We start from the raw sequence: 23,274 nt of genomic DNA, 5'->3' as shown, positions 1-23,274 counted from the left end.
AGTATTTTTTTTAGATCATTTGCTTCAAAAAAATGAAGCAAATTTCATTTTTTACCGACGATGACGTAATTGTTTTCTAATATTGCTTCTTTCCTTTTGGGCGTAACGTTTATTTAAACGTTTATCATGACTGACCTCTCTTTTTTTTCTTGATTCTTTTGCACCTTCACCAGTAATAAATTGACTTAATGAATGTACAGTTGGGTGGGTAAGAAGATCGATAACTTTTAACTTGACGTCAAATATTTCCTGTAATTTACCATAGACTTTTATTAGGAGTATTGATTGACCTCCTAGTTCAAAGAAATTGTCATAAATTCCAATTTCTCCTAGTTGAAGCACTTCTTGCCAAATAGCAGCAATCTTTTGTTCAGTTTCAGTTTTTGCTAGTTTATTTTCAGCCTGAGATGGGATATTTTTGTGAGTTGACTGCAACCGTTTACGGTCTATCTCACCCTTAGCTGTTAACGGTAATGACTCCAACTGAATGAAGGCAGAAGGCACAATCTTAGTTATTGTACCAAAGCGATCGCGTACCTGCAAATCTTGCAATTGACTGACGGGAAACTCTGTTGTTTTGGCAGTAAAATAAGCGGTTAACTGTTGTAAACTACGATCGTCCCAAAGCAATCGTTGTATCTGAGGCTTGCTATTATCCAAACCCACTAGCAAATTATTGTGCTCGTGACACAGAGCAGCTAACAGAGAATAGATTCCTTGGGATGGTGTTAGAGCATAATAACCTTTGGCACGGCTAAATTCCTTCATTTTGTATCCCTGACTCATCCCCATCTCATCCCATATACTCCAAGCTAAGCAATAGGTTTGCTGGTTTCCCTGAGTTTTTTGATAATCGCAGAATGCGGTTTGAAAACTATTAGCTGCTGAATAGGCAGCTAGAGCTGTAGCGCCAAAGAAACCATATATAGATGAGAAATGGATGAACAAAGCATCATCATTATCTTTGAGCAGTTGATGCAACACCCAGGTTCCTAAAACCTTTGGACGTAGCAGTGCAGCTATACTGTCTTGAGTTTCCGATGATAACAGTTGTTCATGGTAGATCCCTGCTAGATGAATAATTCCATCTAGTTTAGATCCGCCTAGCTCAGATAATGACTGAGCTACTGCCTGTTGTAGCTGTTCTAAATTGCAGATATCTACTGCTTGATATATTACTTTTCCTGAAAGTCGCTGCAACTTTCGGTACGCCAGCATCTTTGCCGATAAGTTGTCTGCTTCTTCGAGAGCTGTTCGACCTACCAATATTACTTTTGCTTGGTAATGCTCTAATATATACTGGGTAATTTCGACTCCAATTCCTCCAAGACCACCACTTACTAAATAAATTCCTTCCTTTCTCAAGGGTAGTTTCTGCTGCGGTTCAGATGTAAAATCCACTGCTTCTAAACCTGAAGCCATTCTTTTCCCTTCTCTGTAAGCTATTTCTGGTTCCGTGAAAACACTACATAGTTCTTGCCAAATGTAATCAGCATTTACCTCTATGTCTGCTACTGGTAAGTCTATGTGAGTACAGCTTAACCAGGGTATTTCCTGGGGAATAGTTTTAAGCAACCCTAATACTGTCGCTTTTTCGCAAGTTATTTTGTCTGTTGATTGGACTAACTGAGTGTGACTGCCTATAAACAGTAACTGCACTCGGTGTTGTGTTCCTTGAACTTGCTCTAAGGCTTGAACTAGGTTCACTAAACTATAAATTCCTTTGCTCTGGGATTGTTCCAGGCTTTCTATGTCGTTAATTTCTCCGGTGTGCTCTTGGTAATGACCTAGATGTAATATCCGACTAATAGGTGTTTTTGTAACTGCTATGCACTCAAATAATTGTTGATAATGGTTGAAATTTGTCGGAGCAATAATATAGTGGCGATCGCTGATTTTAAGGTATTCTGAGCCCAAAGAAACTAGGATCGAGGGTTGATGAAATTTATCTAATTTTTCTGACAATAAATTTCCTAATCCTGAGTCATCAACAAAGATTAATGTTGCACCTATCTGCGTTGGAATAGGAAAAACACTAGCTTCTTTCTGTCGCCAATTTTTGCGGTAAAACCACTTAGGTATGGTGTTGCTGCTTTCTAGTAATATATCAAGCTTTTTGATTACTTCTTGATATTCCCCATCCAATAGCATCTTTTTCAATCGTCCCCGTTGAATTTTACCGCTTGTTGTCTTGGGAAATTCTGCACCTGATATCGGTATGACATAAGTGGGGGTAATGCCTAGTTGAGATGATACTTCTTGCCGAATAGTTTTGACTAATTCGATGTTCAACTCCAGCTGTCGCTGTTTCGGTGTAAAGAAAATTGCTAACCCTTCTGTTCCCGTTTCTGGTTGAGAAAAACTAACTGCTCCAGTAAAAGTCGGTTCTACTCCCTCAAGGTTATTAACGGTATCTTCAATTTCGTAGCAATAATAGTTAACACCATTAATAATAATTAACTCTTTTTCTCGACCGGTTAACACCAGTTTTCCATCCAGGATAAAACCTAAATCACCACTGTTGAACCAGCCATCTCCCACAAAGGCTTCTGAGTTCGCTTGAGGATTATGCAAGTAACCAGGCGTTACTACCTTGCCTTTGATTTGGAACCTACCAATCATACCTTCTGGTAACAGTTGATCATTCTCATCGGTAATGCGAATTTGAACTCCTGGTACGGGGGCACCTAGGTCGGTAAATTCTATGACATCTGTATCGGTTGCTTCTCCTTTAACCAACTGTCCTCCTAAGGAAGATTTTTGGATGCGATGGATACCTGATGCAGCATCAAACTGATTTTGATAAGTCATGCAAGTACATACTTCTGCCATGCCAAACGCTGGCTGCATGGCTTGGGAAGGTACTCCAAAGGGAGCCACTAACTTGAGAAATTCTCGTACTACTTTGGGAGTTACTTGCTCTCCTGCATTCATCAAGAATTTCACTGAAGACAAATCCCAACTTAAATGAGGTACTTTGGAGATAGCATCACTTACTAGCTTGAAGCCAAAATTTGGTGTCCAGGTATGGGAAACTCGATACTTTTCCATCAAATCTAACCAGATAGTGGGGTTGGCTAACACCACATCTGTTGCCACTTCTATTTGTTGACAACCTAGATAAGTATCTTTGAAGTGACAAGTTAGTATAGGAACTACATGATCTACTGGCAACCAATTCAAGGAAATATCTTCTGCTTGATATCCATTAAATTGTTGAGCTGCATGGATATGGGTGACAATACCTTGGTGAGTTTCTTGAATACATTTGGGTACTCCCGTACTGCCTGAAGTTAATTGTAAGAAAGCAACATCATCAGGCTGACTGTGGTAAATTTCTTCAGTAGCTGAATAGTTTCTCATCCTTTCTACGGACAAAACTTGCGCTCCTGATATTGGAAGTATTTTTTGCAAATTTTGTAATTGTTCCAGGAGGGATTCACTGGCTAATATTGGTGGATGTTCCAGTAGTTCCCAGGTATTGTATAATTTTTTGACTACAGCATTTGGCTGTTGATAAGTTTTAGCTACGGCTACAGTTACTGGTTGAATTCCTCCCAGAATACACCCCCATAGTGCAGGAAAATAATCTCGCAGGGATTCGATTTGAAGTATGATTCGGTCTCCGGCTTTTAAGCCTTGATGGTGTAAACCGTTTAATGTGCATTTGGCTTCTGCCAATAAACTACTATAGGTTTGGCATACTTGTTCTTTATCGGAAAGGATATAGACTATTTCTGTTTGTTGATACTGAGTTGCTGTTTGAATTAGTGCTTCAGTTAAGGTTAAAGGTGCATTTTCTGGAATTGTTAATTGACCTCCATCACTGAGGGCGGGTACAACTGCTGTTTGGTTTTCTGGTTGGGATGTTTCTACCAAAGATGAAACTGCTGCTGTGGTGGTAGAGAAGTTTACTGTTGGTGTTGCTTCGGGAATTAGGTCTAATATATGAACTGGTGGGGGAACTTTGCCTTGCTTTGGCTGTACTACTACTGCTGCTTGTTCTATTTGTGGATGAGAGCGCAGTTTTTCTTCCCAATTTTCTATTAATTTGGAGTCGATTACTGCTATAGCTTCTAGGGCTTTTTCGTCTATTTTTCCTGATGCTGTTAGGGGTAATACTGACACTGGTACATAAGCACAAGGGAGTAATTCAGGAGGTAAATTAGACTGTAAGTGTGATTGTATTGTCTCTATAGATAAATTACCGGAAGTGACTACATAAGCAACTAATTCATTCTCTCTAGCCACGACACAGCCATCTTCTACCCCAGGAAGTAAGCTTAAGGCTGCCTTTACCATAGCCTGCTTTCTGGAAATACTATTTATTTCCGCTTTTTTAGCCTTGAGCTTTTCTGACAATTCTATTTCATTAAGCCTAGTTTTTGGAGCAGAGGTACATTGTTCTAAAATCAGCAAGTAAGAATCAACTAAACCTGAAATTGTATCTTCTTCAAACAGACTAGCATTGTATGTTAACTCCCCGATTAAATCTTCATCTAATTTCAGTAAAGCCAAAAATATATCTATATCTATAGGTGCTTTTCCTTCCCCTAGAGTTGAACTAAAATTAGAATAGCTTTTGGTAATTTCTCCTACATTAATATAATCAAATAAAATTTGAAATAAATTTCTGTATTGTTCACCATATCTTGGAGGTTCAATCAACTCAAATACATGGTTGAAAGGAATGTGCTGATGTGCATAAGCCTTCAGGGTAAATTTCTGAACTTCATTGACTAACTCTTCAAATGTTTGATTACCTGAAATGTTAGCGCGAAGTAGGATCAAATCTGCAAAACAGCCAATGAAGAACTGAAGTTTATGATGAGGTCTACCTGATACAGGAACTCCTACCACAAAATCGGGTTTTTCTGAATATTGAAGTATCAGTACATAGAATGCTGATAACAATACCATGAAGGGGCTTAAACCTGTTTGATTACTTAGTTGTTGAACAATAGACCATGTACTACGAGGTATCTTAAATGATTTTTTCAGACTTTGATAATTAGACCCGGCAATTGGTAAGCGGTCAACTGGTATGGGATAGAGACTAGGCTTACCAGTCAATTGCTCTTTCCAGTAATTTATTCCTTCCTTTAATACCTCTCCCTGTAACCACTTTCGCTGCCAAACAGCATAATCCCCATATTGAATTTCTAGTTCTGGTAGTGGAGATTGCTTTCCTTGGAGCAGAGCGTCATAAACAGTTAAGAGCTCACTAATCAAGAAATTGTTGGATAAAGCATCACAGATAATGTGATGTAGTACCAGTATCAAATTTGCATCTGTATCAGTTAGTCTTAGCAGTCTGAATCGAAATAAAGGCGCTTGTTCTAGCTTAAAGCAGTATTGTGATTCTGCTTCTAAGACTTCTTTAATACTACTTGCTTGCTGAGTTGAGCTTAAATCTTGATAATCCTCTACTGAAATTGTTACATCTAAATTAGGAACGACTATCTGCACAAAAGAACCTGCAACTAAACTAAAATTAGTCCGTAGAACTTCATGGCGATTAACAATTTCATTGAGACTGGATTGGAGAACAGGAATATTCAATGTACCTGTCAATTTAATAACTTGAGTTACATTAAGAGCTGAACTATTCGGAAGTAGCTGATGCACAGTCCAGAGGCGTTCTTGTTGAAATGATAAAGGTAGCTTTCCATTTATTTTAACCGGAACTAAAGGGATAGAATTTGCACTTTGATTATTGCTTTTTTGCTGGATTAACTTTATTAAGTCTGCCTTATTTTGAGCAATAGTATCACGAATATCTGGTGTTAATGATCCTTTAGGGGCACGAATTTTAAGTTCATTACCTGCCGCAGATAATTTAATACCTCGACTGGAGATTTGAGATAAAACTTGCTCTAGGTTCATAATGTAATTTCCTCCATATCTTCAATTAAATCATCTTCGGATAAATTGCTTTGTAAACTGATTTCTTGCAACAATAATTGCTCATTTAATAAACTTACAATTTGGGTGATGCTTAGACCTTCCATCAGTTTTTCAATTGGTAAATCCACTTCTATCTGTCGTTGAAAAACATTTCGCAATTCAGCGGCCATCAAAGAGTCAACCCCCATCATCGTCAAAGGTTGCTGTACATCTATTTGGGATATTGTTATACCGATCAGTCGAGCCACTTCACCTTGAATGTATACGAGCAATATGTTTTTTCTTTCGCTGTCTGAAACAGTTTTTAGTTGTTCCAAAAGCTGCTCGTTCTTAGTTAATACTGTTGCTGAATGTACAGTAGCTGCCAATTGTTGCTGCTCTTCTTGAGCTAAAACCTTTAGAATATCTGGGAGCAACTGAAGCTGTTCGGGAGAAAAGTTTCCTGTTTCTTGCAATTTTTGAGCTACAGCTTCAATTTCCACTTGATTGGGAAGGTGAAAAATTAAATTGCTAGCGTCTTGTGAGGTAACTAGGCTATTTCTTTGGCGTCCATTGTTAGCCGCTTCTACCCAATAACGTTGCCTCTGGAAAGGATAAGTAGGCAATAATAGTTTTTGATAGGCATATTTCTGGTCAAACCCTGACCAATCTACTTTGACTCCTTGCACATACAACTGTCCTAAACTAGAAAGTATTTGTTGCCATTCATCCACAGCAGGACGTATTGAAGGTAAAAACATCCCTTCTATCTCCGATAAACACTGCCGTCCCATCCCTAACAAAACAGGTTTAGGTCCAATTTCTAAAAAGATTTCATAGCCTTGCTGATGCAAAGTCTCCATTCCTTGGGCAAACCTCACTGGTTGGCACAGATGATTTACCCAGTAACTCGCTGTTGAGATTACCTCGTCTGCTCTTAGGCCAGTAACATTAGATATTAGAGGAATTTGGGGTTTATTGTAGGTCAGTTGTTCAGCTACTGCTTCAAAGTCAGCTAACACTGGTTCCATTAAGGGGGAATGGAAGGCGTGGGAAACTTGTAGTCGTTTAGTCTTAACTCCATCAGATTCTAGTTTGCTACAGATTTGGGCAATTACTTGAGCTTTACCGGAAATTACTACAGCTTCGGGGCCATTAATCGCAGCTAGGGAAACTTGGTCTGTGTATGCAGCTATCAGCGAACGAATTTTTGATTCCGATGCCATCACCGACACCATCTCGCCTCCAGGGGGTAGCTGCTGCATCAACCTGCCCCTGGTAGCAATTAGTTTCAGACCATCTTCTAAACTAAAGACTCCAGCTATTGTTGCTGCCACATATTCTCCTACGCTGTGACCCATCACGATCTGCGGTTGAATTCCCCAAGATTGCCATAATTGAGCTAAGGCATATTCTATGGCAAATAAGGCTGGTTGGGTGTAAGCCGTTTGGTCTAGTAAAGATGAATCAACTTCATCCGTTGTTGTGTGAGGATAGAAAACAGAAAGCAGTGGATGCTCTAGTTCTCCACGGAGAATTTCATCGCATTGGTCTAAAGCTTGACGGAATACAGGAGAGCTGTTATAGAGTTCCAGTCCCATATTGATATACTGGGAACCTTGACCAGTGAATAAGAAAGCTACCTTTGGTGAGGTGGTAATACTAGGGAGCGACCCAGAGAACAGCCCTACTACTTCAGACCTCGTTTTGTAGCCCAGCAGTTTTTCAGCTAATTCCTGTTGGTTAGAGGCAATAATAGCCAGTCGATGATTAAAATGGGCGCGTCCTGTGTTAGCGGTATAACAAATGTCTGCCAGAGCTTGTTCATGATGAGTTTTTAGATGATTGTGATAACGACCTACTAATTCTTCGAGAGCTTTTTCTGTTTTAGCTGATAGCGTTAATAGATTAACAGGGCGCTCTAAAATTTCTTCAGTTTTGACTTTTGACTGTTTTGTCGAGCTTTCCCTTACACCTTTGGAAGGTGTAGAGTCCCATTGCTTTTGACTTTTGAGTTGAATGGGGGCTTCTTCCAAGACTATATGAGCATTTGTGCCACTAAAGCCAAAGGAACTAACACCAGCAAACCGAGGCGAATCATTTCTTTGCCAAGGAGTTACTTGGGTAGGGATCTGCACTGGTAATTCTGACCAATTAATATAGGGATTAGGCTTGCTTAGGTGCAAGTGAGGTGCAATCTGTTGATGTTGCAGTTGTAAGACTATCTTGATTAAACCGGCAATTCCTGCTGCCCCTTCCAAGTGACCAATGTTAGTCTTAACCGAACCAACTAACAATGGTTGCTCAACAGAATGAGTTCTTCCAAATACAGCTCCCAAAGCTCCTATTTCAATGGGGTCTCCCAAAGAAGTTCCTGTACCATGGGCTTCTACATAACTGACTTGAGCTGGATCTACTCCCCCATTTTCCAAAGCTTGACGAATAACCGTTTGCTGAGAAGGACCATTAGGAACCGTTAAACCGCTGGTACGACCATCTTGGTTAATAGCTGTTCCACGAATCACTGCTAGGATATTATCTCCATCACTCAAAGCATCTGATAAACGTTTGAGAACCACTAATCCACATCCCTCACCACGAACAAAGCCATTAGCAGAAGCATCAAAAGTCTTACACCGACCTTCAGGAGATAACATTTGGGCTTTAGAAAGGGTAATAGTAGTTCCTGGAGAAATCAAGCAATTAACTCCTCCTGCAATAGCTAAATTACATTCTTGATTCCGGAGACTGGAGCAAGCCAAATGGACACTTACCAAAGAAGAAGAACAGGCGGTATCTACTGCTAAACTCGGCCCTGTTAGCCCAAGTATGTAGGAGATTCGCCCTGATGCTGTACTGTGGGCATTGCCACTGCCGAGATAGGCATCAATTGCTTCAGTACTACGACTAACTAAATTTTGTGAGTAGTCACTACTACAGATACCGATAAATATACCTGTTTTAGTTTGCTCCAATTCTTGAGGATTTTGTGCTGCGAGTTCCAAAGCTTCCCAAGTCACCTCTAGCAGCAGGCGCTGTTGAGGGTCTAAAGAAATAGTTTCTCTGCCAGAAATACCAAAAAAATGGGGGTCAAACTCTTGTATTTGCTCGATAAAGCCACCGTAACGGCTGTACATTTTGCCTGGAGTTTCAGGATCGGGGTCGTAGTAATCATCAATACTCCATCGGTCTTGAGGTACTTCTGAGATCGCATCTACTCCCTGGTGTAAAATATCCCAAAATTCTTGTGGACCAGCTCCTCCTCCGGGGAAGCGACAACCCATACCAATAATTGCTATTGCTTGAGAGCTGTTATTACTTTTTAAGGTCTTAAGTTCCGCCTCCAAGTTTGCTATTTTGTCTGATGCGACTTTAATCAATTTGAGATAGTTTTGTTCCTGGTTACTATTCATTTAAACTGCTCCTACAAATCTAATCCCAACTCCTCGGCTAATTTTTTAGCAACCCCTTTTAGTTCTTCGGTTTCATCAACAGCACTGTTTGGTGATTCGCTCGTCTTTGATATTTGCTCTTTTTCAACTAAATCTTGATTCAAATAATCTACAAGTTTACCCACAGTTGGATAGTCAAAAGCTAGAGTTGACGGAATTGAACACCCTAAAATTGTTTGCAATTTATTCCTCAATTCCACAGATGTCAATGAATCTATCCCTAAATCAAAAAAGCCTTTATCTAAACCTATGGATTCTCCATTACTCATACCTAGTACCTTAGCTACTTGAGTTCTAACCAGACTGACTAACAACTCTCGTTTTTCAGATACCGTCGCTGCTTCTAACTTTTGTAGAAACTCTGATTTCGATTCTTGGGTGGTGCTACTGGTGATTTCTTTCCAATCTGCCAGAAATGACCATTTATCTGTTCGCTCTTGCCATGCTGACCAATCAATCCGTACTATCCCTACTTCCACATTTGAAGTACTCATCACTAACTCTAGGGACTCTATTACTTGATCTGGCGTTATTGCTCCTACACCCTGCTGCTGCGATCTAATATCTGCACCACGCTCTGCTGCTTCTCCTACCTGAGACACTGTACCCCAATGAATACTTAATCCTGGTAACCCCACACTTCGACGATAATGAGCTAGACCATCCAAAAACCCATTTGCTGCCGAATGATTTCCCTGACCTGGTGAACCGAACAGAGATGCTATAGAAGAAAACAGCACAAAAAAGTCCAATTGCTGGTTTTGGGTCAATTGATGCAAATGCCAAGCACCCTGAACTTTGGGAGACATCACTTTCTCAAAACTTGACCAACTCTGGTTTAAGAGCACTCCATCGGATAAAGATCCTGCTGAATGAATTACTCCTGCTAGTGGGAAGGTGGATTTGTTAATGTTCTCAAATACCCGCTGCATGGAATCCCACTTGGAAACATCAGCCTTTTCGACTACAACCTTAGCACCTGCTTGTTCTAACTCAGTTAATTTTTTCACAACAGCATCATCAGGAGAACGACGTCCCAGCAAGACTAAATGCTTGGCTCCCTTGGACACCATCCAACGAGCAACCAGTAAACCCAAACCTCCCATACCTCCTGTAATCAAGTAGGAAGCATCTTCCCGGAAACTCAGAGGTTCTTTGGTAGTAGTATCAGCTTGCTGTGCAGTTTGAGTTACTACAATCTTGCCAATATGTTTGGCTTGCTGCATATAACGGAAAGCGCTAATTACTTCCTCTATGGGAAATAGCTTCAAAGGTGGTGGTTTTAGTAAGCTCTTGGAAAACTTATCTATCAACTCCTGCAACATTGAATTAATTAACTCTGGTTGCTCTTGAGCTGTTCGCGCCAAATCCACCACGAAGTAAGACAAATCAGGTCTGATTTCTGCTACCTTGTTTGAGTCCCATACTCCTCGTTTAGCAATTTCCACAAACCGACCTTGGGAACTTACTGCTGACAGACTCTTGGCAACAAATTCTTCTGATGTCAGAGAGTTGAGTACAACATTTACTCCTTTACCCTCAGTGATTTCCATCACCCGATCCGCAAACTCCACTGTCCGGGAGTTCATAATGTGTTTGACTCCCATTTGTTGCAGTGCTTCCCATTTGGGTGGACTAGCGGTGGCAAAAACTTCAGCCCCTGCTTGCTGTGCAATTTGAACAGCCGCCATTCCAGTTCCTCCAGCAGCAGCATGGATTAAAATTTTATCGCCTACAGAAATCTTGGCAACATGATGCAAAGCATAATAAGCAGTTAAGAAATTAGCCGGAATAGATGCTGCTTCCTCAAAGCTGAGAAAATCTGGTTTGATAACTACAGAACTAGCACTAACATTAACATATTGACTGAAACTGCCAGCAGCCATAGCTATAACTGAGTCTCCAATCTCAAACCCTTTGACTCCTTCTCCTACAGCTACTATATAGCCAGCACATTCTATACCAAAACTATTCATTTCCAGTAAATGCTGTTGGGATACTCCATCTACTTGCTGAGGAAGCAATCCTAATGCTGCTACCACATCTAGAAAATTGAGTCCTGTTGCCTTCACGAGAATTTCCACTTCTCCTGCTGCTGCAGGACGTCTAGTGGTTGGCTCTAAGGTTAAGTTGTCTAAACTACCCTTCTCAGACATAATTAGTCGGAAAGGTTGTGAGGGTATTAGTTTTTGTTTGTCTGTGGTTGTTGGCTGATGACGATTGCTTACTAATCGAGGTACATAACGAGCATTCTTTCGCAACGCTACTTGGTCTTCTTGTCCATCTTCTGACCAGATTTCCGAAAACAGTACCGATGCTTGATTCTCTAAAGTTTCCTGCGGGTCTAAATCAATGCGCACACAGCTGAGTTCAGGGTGTTCTAAGCTAATTACTTTCCCCATTCCCCATACCGAAGATTGAGCAACTCCAGAGATTACAGGCTCATTTTCCGGTACTGGTTGAGACCCACAAGTTACTAACCATAATCTGGGTGTTTGAGATAATCCTCCTTTGATTAAGGCTTGTACTAAAGATAATATAGTGCCACACCCTAGTTGATATAATTCTTCTAACTCTTGGGAACTAATGTTTTTACCCGCTTTAGCTTCCAGAGTCCAGCATTGGACTACCCCATATAGAGAAGGTAACTGGTCTGCTACAGTAGCTATTAATTTCTCAAACTCCTCTGGGTGATTGGGGTTGAGCGTAAATTCTTCTGGTGCAATTTGTTGATATCGCTCTCCAGTAAAGACTAATGTACAAACTTCTCCCGATGACCGCAGTTGAGTAGCTAGCTGTTGAGCTACTCCTTGAGTATCTGCCAGTATCAACCAACCCTTCGGTTCCGATGAGTTTGCATTTACAGTCGTTTCATTAGCTTCAGCAAGAATCATTACCTGTACGGACAATATTTCTGGCACTTCCTCAGTCTCAGGCAGAGAGATAACTTGAGAAAAACCACTTTCTAGGAGCAACTGTTTCCATTTAGTTTGAGAAATCAGAGGATAGTCCGGTCGTAACTCCAAATCTTGGAACATCCACCATCCTTCTAACATCCCAAATATTAGATCGAGAAATCTAATGGGAGTTATGGTTTCCAACAACACCAACCGTCCCTTTGGTGCCAGCAGTTTTCGCACATGGGATAAAGTTTGCTTGATACTGGTAGTGGCATGAAGTACATTGCTGGCAATGATCAGATCGTATTGATTTGCCTCAAGTCCTTGAGTTACCGGATCGACTTCAATATCCAGAGTTTGATAGCGCACAAATGGGTATTTCCGGAATGTTTCTTGGGCTTTAGTAACAAACATCACCCCAATGTCAGTAAAAACATATTCTGTTTGACTGGGATTTAGATGGGGAAGAACATAGCTGGTGGTACCGCCGGTTCCTGCTCCAATCTCCAATATTCTTAACCCACGACTCTGTGGTAATTTCTCAATTACTTTGGTAATGGTTTTTTGGATCAGACTGTTCATCACCTTAGCGGCTGGTGCCTCTTTATACATGTGACTAGTGGTGCTTAAATCACCTTGAGGGAACACCAGTTCCACTGGGTCAATCGCTCCTCGTAATACCTCACTCAGTTGAGAAGCACAACGATGCAGAAGAGTCAATTGTGGCTCTCCATCTGGATACTCACTCAGCAGAGTTTGAAATTTTTCCTCTGGGTTAGCTCTCTTTAAAGTCTCTAAATTTTGTATGACTTGCCACTGCTGTTGAGTTTCTTGCAGTATTCCCACTTCGGCTAAAATCTGGAGCATCCGGTTAAACAGTCGCTGATGGGTAGGAACTATGCCTAATCGTTTAATTGCAGAATCTTTGGCAAAAATATCTCCTGCTTTATAAGGCCAACCAATATCATTCAATATCTGCACAATATAATCTACACTCAACTCTTCTAAGGTAGTTGATATTTCCGAATGTAGCTCTAAAATAGCCTGATTTTCTTTTATTATTCCTGCCAATTGGAGATTCAATTGTTGCTCAATTTCTATCGGTTTTTGCAGAAAAGCAGGAGGTAGTAGCCGACCAAAACGAGCTTTGTTTCTCCATTCCACTTCATATAGCAAATTGGCAATTGATAATGCTTCAGTCGAGCGTAAACTTTCCGGTGTCGCTTTTTTAACTTGTAAGCCTTCTACTGTAGCAATAATTTCTCCGTCTTCATTGACAAGAGTAGCTTGAGTAGTTAAACTTTCTTCAGTTTTTACCTTAGATTTACTAACCGATCCGATCGCCCACAAGGAAAGTCCAGGACGAGCATATACTTTTAACTGCTCGATAGCTACTGGTAGATAAGTTTGATTACTATCTCTCAATGTGCTTGAGCGCAAACCTGCATCTAATAAAGGCACATGCAAAGCACCATCTAATAAAGACGGATGTAATAGATAATCTGTTACTCCTGACACCAGTTTTTGTGGCAACTGAATCTGACCTATTGTTTGGTTTGAGCCAGTCCACAACTGTTGGATTCCTTGGAAACTTACTCCATGATGAATCTTTTGTTGTTGACATTTTTGGTAATGTTCTTTGACATCTATTGCTTCATTACACTCAGCTTTATACTTTTCCAGTTCTACACTTGTAATCACACTTTCAGTTGCTATGGGTCTGATTTTTCCTTGAGCATGGAGTATCCAACGGGCTTCATCTTTCCCCTCCTGTTGTTGTTGACTGAAAACTTTAAACTGGTAAACTTTGTCTTCTAATAAAGTAAGAACTGTCTGAACTATTTTAACTTCCCCTTCTGGTAAAATCAATCCCTTACCAATCACAAAGTCTTCCACAATCAGTTGGGAAGTTTTAAATTGGTTTAACCCAGCAGCAAGAGCTATTTCTAAGTAGGCAGTTGTTGGAAACAGGGCTTGCTCGAACACCTGATGGTCTTGGAGGTAGAATGGGTTATCTGTAGCAAGAAGAGATTCAAATATTATTTGTTCTTGCTGCGCTGCACAATATAACCTTGTACCTAACAGGGGATGAACAATTTCTTTTCTTGATAAATCTTGATTTTTATGGTATTTATCTTTTATTTCTATCCAATAGCGTTGTCGTTGGAATGGATAAGTAGGCAAGACTACCTTCTGACGGTCGTAATCTCTGTCAAAGTCTGACCAATCTACATGAATCCCCTGCACATACAACTGTCCTAAACTAGAGACCATTTGTTGCCATTCGTCTACTCCAGGACGCAACGATGGCAACCACACACCAACTCCTTCTGGTAAACATTGAATACCCATACCTAACAAAATTGGTTTCGGTCCGATTTCTAGAAAGACTTGATAGTCTTGTTCATGCAAGGTCTTCATACCTTCAGCAAACCTCACTGGTTGGCTCACATGATTGACCCAATATTTAGCACTGGCAATACTATCGTCTGCTCTTGCTCCTGTGACATTTGAGATCACTGGAATCCGTGGCTTATTAAATGTCAATTGATTGGCAACCTTTTCAAACTCTGCCAACATCGGAGACATTAATGGTGAGTGGAAAGCGTGGGAGACTTGTAGTCGTTTAGTCTTTATCTCTTCTGATTCTAGACTTTTAATAATATCCCCTATTGCTTCAGTTTCACCTGAAATTACTATACTTTTCGGTCCATTAATAGCTGCGATGCCTACGGCGGGCTTCGCCAACGCTACTTTATCTACATATGGTTGAATAATTGATTGCACTTTTGACTCTGATGCCATCACTGAAACCATCTCACCCCCAGAGGGCAACTGTTGCATCAACCGTCCTCTAGTGGCAATTAGTTTCAGACCATCTTCGAGACTGAAAACTCCTGCTACAGTTGCTGCTACATACTCCCCAACACTGTGACCCATAAGTATATCTGGTTTGATTCCCCAAGATTGCCATAATTGAGCTAAAGCATATTCAATAGCAAATAGAGCTGGTTGGGTATAGGCGGTTTGTTCTAGCAGGGTTGACTTTAGTTCCTCTGTATTAAAATCATAGATAACTTCTAGCAGAGAATGCTCTAGAAGCGGACTTAAAATTTGGTCACATTTATCTAGGGTTTCACGAAAAACTGGTTGAGTTTGATAGAGTTGATGCCCCATGTTAAAATACTGGGAACCTTGACCTGTAAATATAAATGCTACTTTTGGCGGACTTGTGTTGCTTTCCTGTTCCCCAGAAAATACTCCACTTACTTCCTCCCTTACTTTCAACTGTAGCAGTTTTTCTTGTAATTCCTGCTGATGAGAAGCAATAATTGCCAGGCGATGATTGAAATGGAGGCGTCCTGTATTGGCTGTGTAACAAATATCCGCTAGTTCTAATTCCGCATTACTTTCGAGATGCTTATAATAACGACTGACTAACTCTTCAAGAGCTTTTGCAGTTTTGGCTGAGAGAGTTAATAGATGAAGGGGACGCTCCTGTTTCTCTTCTGACTTTTGACTTTTGACCTGCAGTGGTGCTTCTTCCAAAACTACATGAGCATTAGTCCCACTTCCACCAAATGAACTAACTCCAGCAATTCTACTACCTTCATTCACTTCCCAAGCTGTTAGTTTAGTCGGTAACACTACAGGAAACTGCTCCCAATTAAACTTAGGTGTTGGATTTTTAAGGTGCAGATGAGGTGCTATCTGTCGATGCTGTAACTGCAATATAGTTTTAATTACTCCTGATACTCCAGCAGCAGATGCAGTATGACCTATATTAGTTTTTACCGAGCCAAGCATTAAAGGTTTTTCTCTGGAGTCTTCTTCCTCAAATACTGCTGCCAAAGACCTGAGCTCAATTGGGTCTCCTATGGCTGTTCCTGTGCCATGAGCTTCTATGTAACTGACTTGACTTGGTTCTACTTTCGCAACTTTCAGAGCTTGACGAATTAACTTTTGTTGGGATGAGCCATTGGGAACTGTAAACCCACTGCTAGGTCCATCTTGATTCACTGCCGAACCGCGAATAAGTGCCAGAATACGATCGCCAGAACTTTGGGCATCAGATAGACGTTTAAGCACCAAAATGCCACATCCTTCTGCACAGTTAGCGCCATCAGCAAGGGCATCAAAAGTTTTGCAGTGACCATCAGGAGATAACATTTGAGCCTGGGACATAGATACCAAAGGTTCTAAGGATGAGTAAATATTCACTCCTCCAGCCAAAGCCATTTCACATTCTTGTTGTCGTAAGCTTTGGCAAGCTTGATGGATAGCTACTAAGGAAGAAGAACAGGCGGTGTCGATCGCCATAGACGGACCAGTTAGTCCTAAAGTGTAGGAAAGACGGCCAGCAGCAGCGTATAATGGTAATCCTGTTATTGCATAGGAGCCAATATTACTATCCAATTCAGCTTGTTTAGTAATTGAACCATACTCACTGAGAGTAATGCCGATAAAGACTCCTGTGGGACTACCATGCAACCGTTGTGGAATGTTTCCTGCATTTTCTAATGCTTCCCAGCTAACCTCAAGGAGTAGGCGATGTTGTGGGTCCATACTAAGAGCTTCCCTGGGTGAAATTTTGAAAAATTCAGGGTCAAACCAGTCTATGTTTTGTAAAAATGCTCCATAGGGACTATATGTCTTACCAGGGGCTTCTGGATTGGGGTCATAGTAGGCATCTATGTCCCAACGCTCCTTTGGTATTTCTGTAATAGTATCAATTCCATTGGACAGAATTTGCCAGAATTGCTGGGGGTCATTAGCTTCCCCAGGAAACCGACAGGCCATTCCAACTATTGCAATTGGTTCTGTTTTGGCATATTCGATATTTTTTAACTTTGATTTTAATCCCTCAATGACCAACATTGAACGTTGTAATGGGGATAGATCGCTAACATTATCTTCATTTTTTTTCATGTTAGTTATATAGCTCCTAAATCTTCTAATTCTTGATTAATTAAATCTTCTATTTCTTGTTCTGAAAGCTCCTTTAAATTAGCAGATACTTCCTGATATTTACCTTTATCTTTTTCTTCATTGTTTTTCGTTTTTAATTGATCATGAGCAACTATTTCTAAATCCAGTATTTTTTTAGCTATGTACTCACCTAGACTGACAATATTAGAAAATTCAAAGGTTAATGTGTCAGGTAGGGGAACAAGTAGATTTGCTTCAAGGTTATTTTTCAGTTCAATTGCCATCAGAGAATCCATACCTATCTCAAAGAAGCCTTGCTCTATACTAGGTCGTTTAGACCCTTGTAATCCTAATAACTTACTTACTTCGTCTTGAATATAAGCAATCAATAAACCCATACGTTCGCTTTCTGGTGCTATCTGTAATTGTTTTAAAATCTCTGGTTGTTCTGCGGATAATAGTTCTTGAAATTCCTCTGATTTTATTTCTATCTCTACCAAAAATTGTCGAGATTTTTGACCTTGATAGACTTGTTTAAATATTCCCCAATTGACCCTAGCTATTAATGTTTGAACTGCATTACTGTTTAGAAGCACCTCAAATGCGCTTAATGCTTGTTCTAGCTGTAGCTCTTCTAATCCAATCCGCTCCAGGGACTCCACATAGCTAGGTGCAACACCCATTGCTTCCGCACCTATATTTCCCCAATTAATAGTTAATCCAGGCAACCCTAGGTAACGACGATAATAGGAGAATGTATCTAGGAAGTGATTGATTGCATGATCATGGACTTGATCTTGAGACCCCCATATTGATCCTACAGAAGAACAACAAACGAAAAAGTCTAGTTCAATATTTTTGGTTAATTGATGTAAAATCCATGTCCCTACTATCTTAAGACCCAGTACAAATTCTAACAGCTGAGGTTCCATCTTTTCTATGGAACATTCACCCCCTACACTTGCTCCATGAATAATTCCTTTCAATGGTTTCTCTAACTGATTGATTTGTTCTAAGATGTCGGACATTTGAGCTTGGTCAGTGATATCAGCAGAAAATACAATTACTTTAGCTCCTTTCTTCTCTAAAGATTGAATAGTTTCAATCTTTTTACCTTCCTCACTTTGGGGAGGAATATCAGTCCACTGTGCTGGTAAAGGAAATCCTTGAGGTGTTATCATTACAAGATTCCTGGCTCCCCTATCTACCATCCATTGACCTAGTTTTAGTCCGAAATAGTCCAAACCCGCAGTAATTAAATATGTAGCATCACCATGGACTTTGATTCCTACAGATTCGAGTTGGTCACTTGGCATCAGACGAGTTACATAGCGCTGTTCATCCCGAAAAGCAACATGATCTTCACCATCCCCATCCCAAATTTCAGCAAGCAAGTTAGCCACTGATTCATCGGTACTAAGGTTCTGGGGGTCTAAATCTACCATGCCACCCCATAAGTCGGGATATTCCAGAGAAATTACTCGACCCATTCCCCACACAGGAGATTGTGCCAATCCACTAATAGAACTTTTAATACCTTGAACTGGTTCAGCATCACAGGTAACTAACCACAGGCGAGATTGTGAAGTACATCCAGCTTTGAGTAATGCTTGAACCAAGAATAAAACTGTACCAGATGCTTTCTTGGAAAACGTCAGTAAAGTTTCTACACTCAATTGCTCAATAACAGGAGTATCTAAACTCCATAAGTGTAATATTTCGATTGAGGTTTGTTGATTAGCTGTTACTTTTGCTAATAGTCGTGAGTAGTCGGCTATCTGGTTGGGGTTAATGGTAAATTCTTCTGGTGCAATTTGTTGATATTTCTCCCCTGGCCACACTAAAGTACAAGCTTCTCCTACAGAGCGCAGTTGAGTTGCTAACTTTTGAGCTACTCCTTGCTTATCTCCGAAGAGCAACCAGCCCTTACCTGAAGATGGAGACTCTACAGTTGTTCGATCTGCTTGGGCAATAATCACTGTCTGCATGGTCATCACTTCTGGCAATCCATCAGTCTCTGGTAAGGTTACTACTTCAGCAAAACCTGTTTCACTAAGCATTTGCTGCCACTGCTCCTTACTGAGTAAGGGGTGGTCACTGCGTAACTCAGTATCTGTGAATCTCCACCATCCTTCTAACATTCCTATCCACAAATCTACCCATCTTTGACGAGTTGTTGCTTCCAACAACACCAACTGTCCCCCTGGAGCCAACAGTTTTCGCACATGAGACAGGGTTTCCTTGATACTGGTAGTAGCATGAAGCACATTGGCTGCAATAATCACATCATACTGATGGGACTCAAACCCTTGAGCTACTGGGTCTACCTCTATATCTAAAGTTTGATATCGTACAAACGGATAATCCCGGAATTTTTCTTTGGCCTTGCTAACAAATGAAGTTCCTAGGTCAGTGAATACATATTCTGTTTGCAACGGTGGCAGATGGGGCAGAATATAGCCTGTCGTGCTACCAGTTCCAGCTCCGATTTCCAAGAATCGTATGCCTCGACTAGGCGGTAATTTTTCAATGGCTTTGGCAACTGCTTTTTGTACCATAGCGTTGATTACCTTAGCAGCAGGAGCGTCTTGATATATGTAGGTAACATCAGTTGCATCTCCACCTGGGAATAGTAGTTTTAATGGATCTTGTTCTCCCCGCAGTACCTTACTCAATTGAGAAGCACAACGTTCGAGAAGATTCAATTCTAATACTACCTCAGGATGTTGATTCTGTATAGCTTGGTTTCTTTCTTTTGTATCAATTTTTTCCAGGACTTGCAACATTTGCCACTGCTGTTGTTGAGTTTCCTGGACAATACCTACCTCTGCCAGCATCTGCACCAATCGATTGAACAGTCTCCGATAGTTGGGGTCTATACCTAAGCTATTAGCAGCAGCATCAATATAAAAATGCTCTCCCACTTGCTCTGACCAACACATTTCTCTAAATGATTGTACCACATAATCTATGCTTAATGCTTCCAGTTTAGGTAGAATTTTAGAGAATATATCTAAGTCAGTTGTTGCTACTAAGTCTTGGAGAGTGGGCATCAATTGGGCTTCGATTTCTACAGGTGTCAGGAGGTAATCTGGAGTCGAGCGCTGAGCCAAACGGGCTTTAGTTTTCCATTCAATTTGATACAACCAATCTTTGATACTGGCTAATGCTAGTTGTTGCTTATGTTCTTTAACCAACAACTCCAGCAGTTTTGGCAGCAAATCAACTTCCCCTTGGTCAAGATTTCCAGTTTTTTCTAATTGTTGAGCTAATTTTTGAGTCTCCCCTTGAGCTAGCCAATCCAGGATTTGAGTACTTGTAGTTTCTACAGCAACAGAGCTGGTGTTTGGTTGTATATTTGCCCCAGTTTCTTTCCAATAGCTTTGCCGTTGAAATGGATAGGTGGGCAATAACACCTTCTGAGGTCTATAATCTTGGTCAAACCCAGACCAATCTACCTTCACTCCCTGTGTATACAACTGTCCTAAACTGCTGAGCATCGACTGCCATTCATTAACTCCCGAACGTATGGAAGGCAACCATACTCCTTCTACTGCTGATAGACATTGACGTCCCATGCCTAATAAAATTGGTTGAGGCCCAATTTCTAAGAAGACTTTATAACCTAGTTCACGCAAAGTCTCCATTCCTTGGGCAAATCTTACTGGTTGGCGCAGATGATTTACCCAATACTGAGCATCAGTAATGCTATAGTCTGCTCTTGTTCCTGTGGTATTCGAGATCAGTGGAATCTGTGGTTGATTGATTGTCAGTTGCTTGGCGAGTGCTTCAAACTCTGCCAATATAGGGGACATCAATGGTGAATGGAAAGCATGAGACACCTGTAGCCGTTTGTTCTTTATCCCTTCTGATTCTAAGCTTTGAATCATAGCAACTATGGCTTCACTGGCTCCTGAAATGACTACACTTTCCGGTCCATTGATAGCAGCAACCGCTACTTGTCCTGCATAAGGAGTAATGAACGGACGAACTCTTGACTCCGATGCCATGACCGAAACCATTTCCCCCCCAGTGGGCAACTGCTGCATTAACCTACCCCTGGTAGCAATTAGTTTCAGGCCATCTTCTAAACTAAAAACTCCAGCTACCGTTGCTGCTACATATTCTCCTACACTGTGACCCATGACTACATCTGGTTTAATTCCCCAAGATTGCCATAATTGAGCTAGGGCATATTCTATGGCAAATAAGGCTGGTTGCGTGTAAGCTGTTTGGTCTAGTAGAGACGAGTTATTTTCCTCTTGAGGGTAGAGCACAGACAGCAGTGAATGTTCTAATTCACCACGGAGAAGTTCATCACATTGGTCTAAAGCTTGACGGAATACAGGGGAACTGTTGTAAAGTTTTTGTCCCATGTTGATATACTGGGAACCTTGACCAGTGAATAAGAAAGCTACGTTTGGTGAGGTTGTGCTACTCGGGAATGAACCAGAGAACAAACCTACTACTTCAGACCCCTTTTTGTAACCAAGTAGTTTTTCGGTCAGTTCCTGTTGGTTAGAAGCAATAATGGCCAGTCGATGATTGAAATGGGCGCGTCCGGTGTTAGCTGTATAACAAATGTCTGCCAGAGCTTCTTGCTGATGAATTTCCAGATGATTGTGATAGCGCTCTATTAATTCTTCTAGAGCTTTTTCTGTTTTAGCTGACAAGGTTAGTAGATGAACAGGACGCTCTTGAGAACTTTGACTTTTGACGTGAACAGGGGCTTCTTCCAACAGTACATGAGCATTAGTTCCACTAATAGCGAAAGAACTGACTCCTGCCACTCGTTTTCCCTCTGATGAAGGCCAAGGGAGCCGTTGAGTTGGAACTTTTAGAGGTATATTCTCCCAATCAATATAAGGGTTGGGGTTTATGAAATTTAGATGTGGTACAATTTTTTGATGTTGTAGTTGCAGAACTACCTTGATTAAACCAGCAATTCCTGCTGCTGCTTCTAGGTGACCAATGTTGGTTTTAACTGAACCAATCAATAAGGGATTTTCTTGGTTATGCCCCTGCCCAAACACAGTTGCTAAGGCTTTCACTTCCACAGGGTCTCCTAAGGAGGTTCCTGTACCATGAGCTTCCACATAACCTACTTGAGATGGTTCTAGTTTCGCCACTTTGAGAGCTTGCTGAATTAGCTTTTCCTGGGCTAGTTTATTTGGTACTGTCAGTCCGCTACTAGCTCCATCATGGTTAACTGCTGAGCCACGAATCACTGCCCAGATTTTGTCACCATCTTTTAGAGCATCTGACAGACGTTTTAGTACTACTATGCCACATCCCTCTCCCCTGCCATAGCCATCAGCAGCAGCATCAAAAGTCTTACATCTGCCATCAGGGGATAGTGCCTTCAATCTTGATAGTGCAGTTGTCACTTGAGGAGAGAGAATAAGTTGAACTCCTCCTGCTATTGCCAGATTGGACTCACCCTGACGCAGACTCTGGCAAGCCTGATGTACAGCTACCAAAGATGCTGAACAAGCTGTATCTATTGCCAGAGATGGACCTTGCAATCCTAATACATAAGATAACCGACCTGCTGCAAAGCAAAAACCATTTCCTGTACCATCGTGAGGGCTAATATTGTTGAGTTCGTTGATATTCAGATAAAAATAATCGTTTTGACCGATTCCCAGAAAAACCCCTGTTTGAGTGTTTTCTAGTTGATGGGGGTTAATTCCTGCTCTTTCAAGGGCTTCCCAAGTTACTTCCAAAAGAAAACGTTGCTGTGGGTCGAGGCTATTTGCTTCTCGGGGAGAGATACCAAAAAAATCGGCATCAAATCGATCTACCTGAGAAACTAATGCTGCATGACGAATGTACATTTTTCCTGGGGTATCAGGATTTGGGTCATAGTAAGAATCTATATCCCAGCGATCAATTTCTCTAACCGCGTCTTGGCCACTACATAACAATTGCCAGAATTTTTCTGGTGTATTTGCATCTCCAGGAAATTGACACCCTATACCAATAATGGCAATAGGTTCATTTTTTGAACGCTCAATCTTCTCCAATTTGTTTTTTGCCTGTTTTACAGCAATAAACATTTGCTTGGACAATGATATTTGTTCTTGGGGGGTAATCGGTTCCATAAA

At 40.9% G+C, this 23,274-nt stretch carries 4 protein-coding genes; all 4 read right to left on the bottom strand.

The window, feature by feature from the left end:
• Positions 1-51: 51 nt before the first annotated feature.
• Genes F6J90_RS40930 through F6J90_RS40915 form a run of 4 tightly spaced genes read right to left on the bottom strand, consistent with a single transcriptional unit; the run spans position 52 to position 23,271 of the window.
• Positions 52-5,886: an SDR family NAD(P)-dependent oxidoreductase gene (locus F6J90_RS40930; protein ID WP_293107924.1), complete on the bottom strand. Its 5,835-nt coding sequence runs from the start codon at positions 5,884-5,886 to the stop codon at positions 52-54.
• A complete protein-coding gene (locus tag F6J90_RS40925; protein WP_293107921.1) occupies positions 5,883-9,299 on the bottom strand; it encodes a type I polyketide synthase in 3,417 nt (1,138 codons plus the stop codon). The genes F6J90_RS40930 and F6J90_RS40925 overlap by 4 nt, the downstream gene beginning before the upstream one ends.
• 11 nt (positions 9,300-9,310) lie before the next feature.
• A complete protein-coding gene (locus F6J90_RS40920; protein WP_293107918.1) occupies positions 9,311-17,167 on the bottom strand; it encodes a type I polyketide synthase in 7,857 nt (2,618 codons plus the stop codon).
• Positions 17,168-17,172: 5 nt separating this feature from the next.
• Positions 17,173-23,271 carry a type I polyketide synthase gene (locus F6J90_RS40915; RefSeq protein WP_293107915.1) on the bottom strand — a complete coding sequence of 2,033 codons (6,099 nt, stop codon included), beginning with the start codon at positions 23,269-23,271 and terminating at the stop codon, positions 17,173-17,175.
• Between the last annotated feature and the right edge of the window lie 3 nt (positions 23,272-23,274).

It is taken from the genome of Moorena sp. SIOASIH (assembly GCF_010671925.1).
GTDB lineage: Bacteria > Cyanobacteriota > Cyanobacteriia > Cyanobacteriales > Coleofasciculaceae > Moorena.
This window is presented reverse-complemented; position numbering and strand designations above follow the sequence as displayed.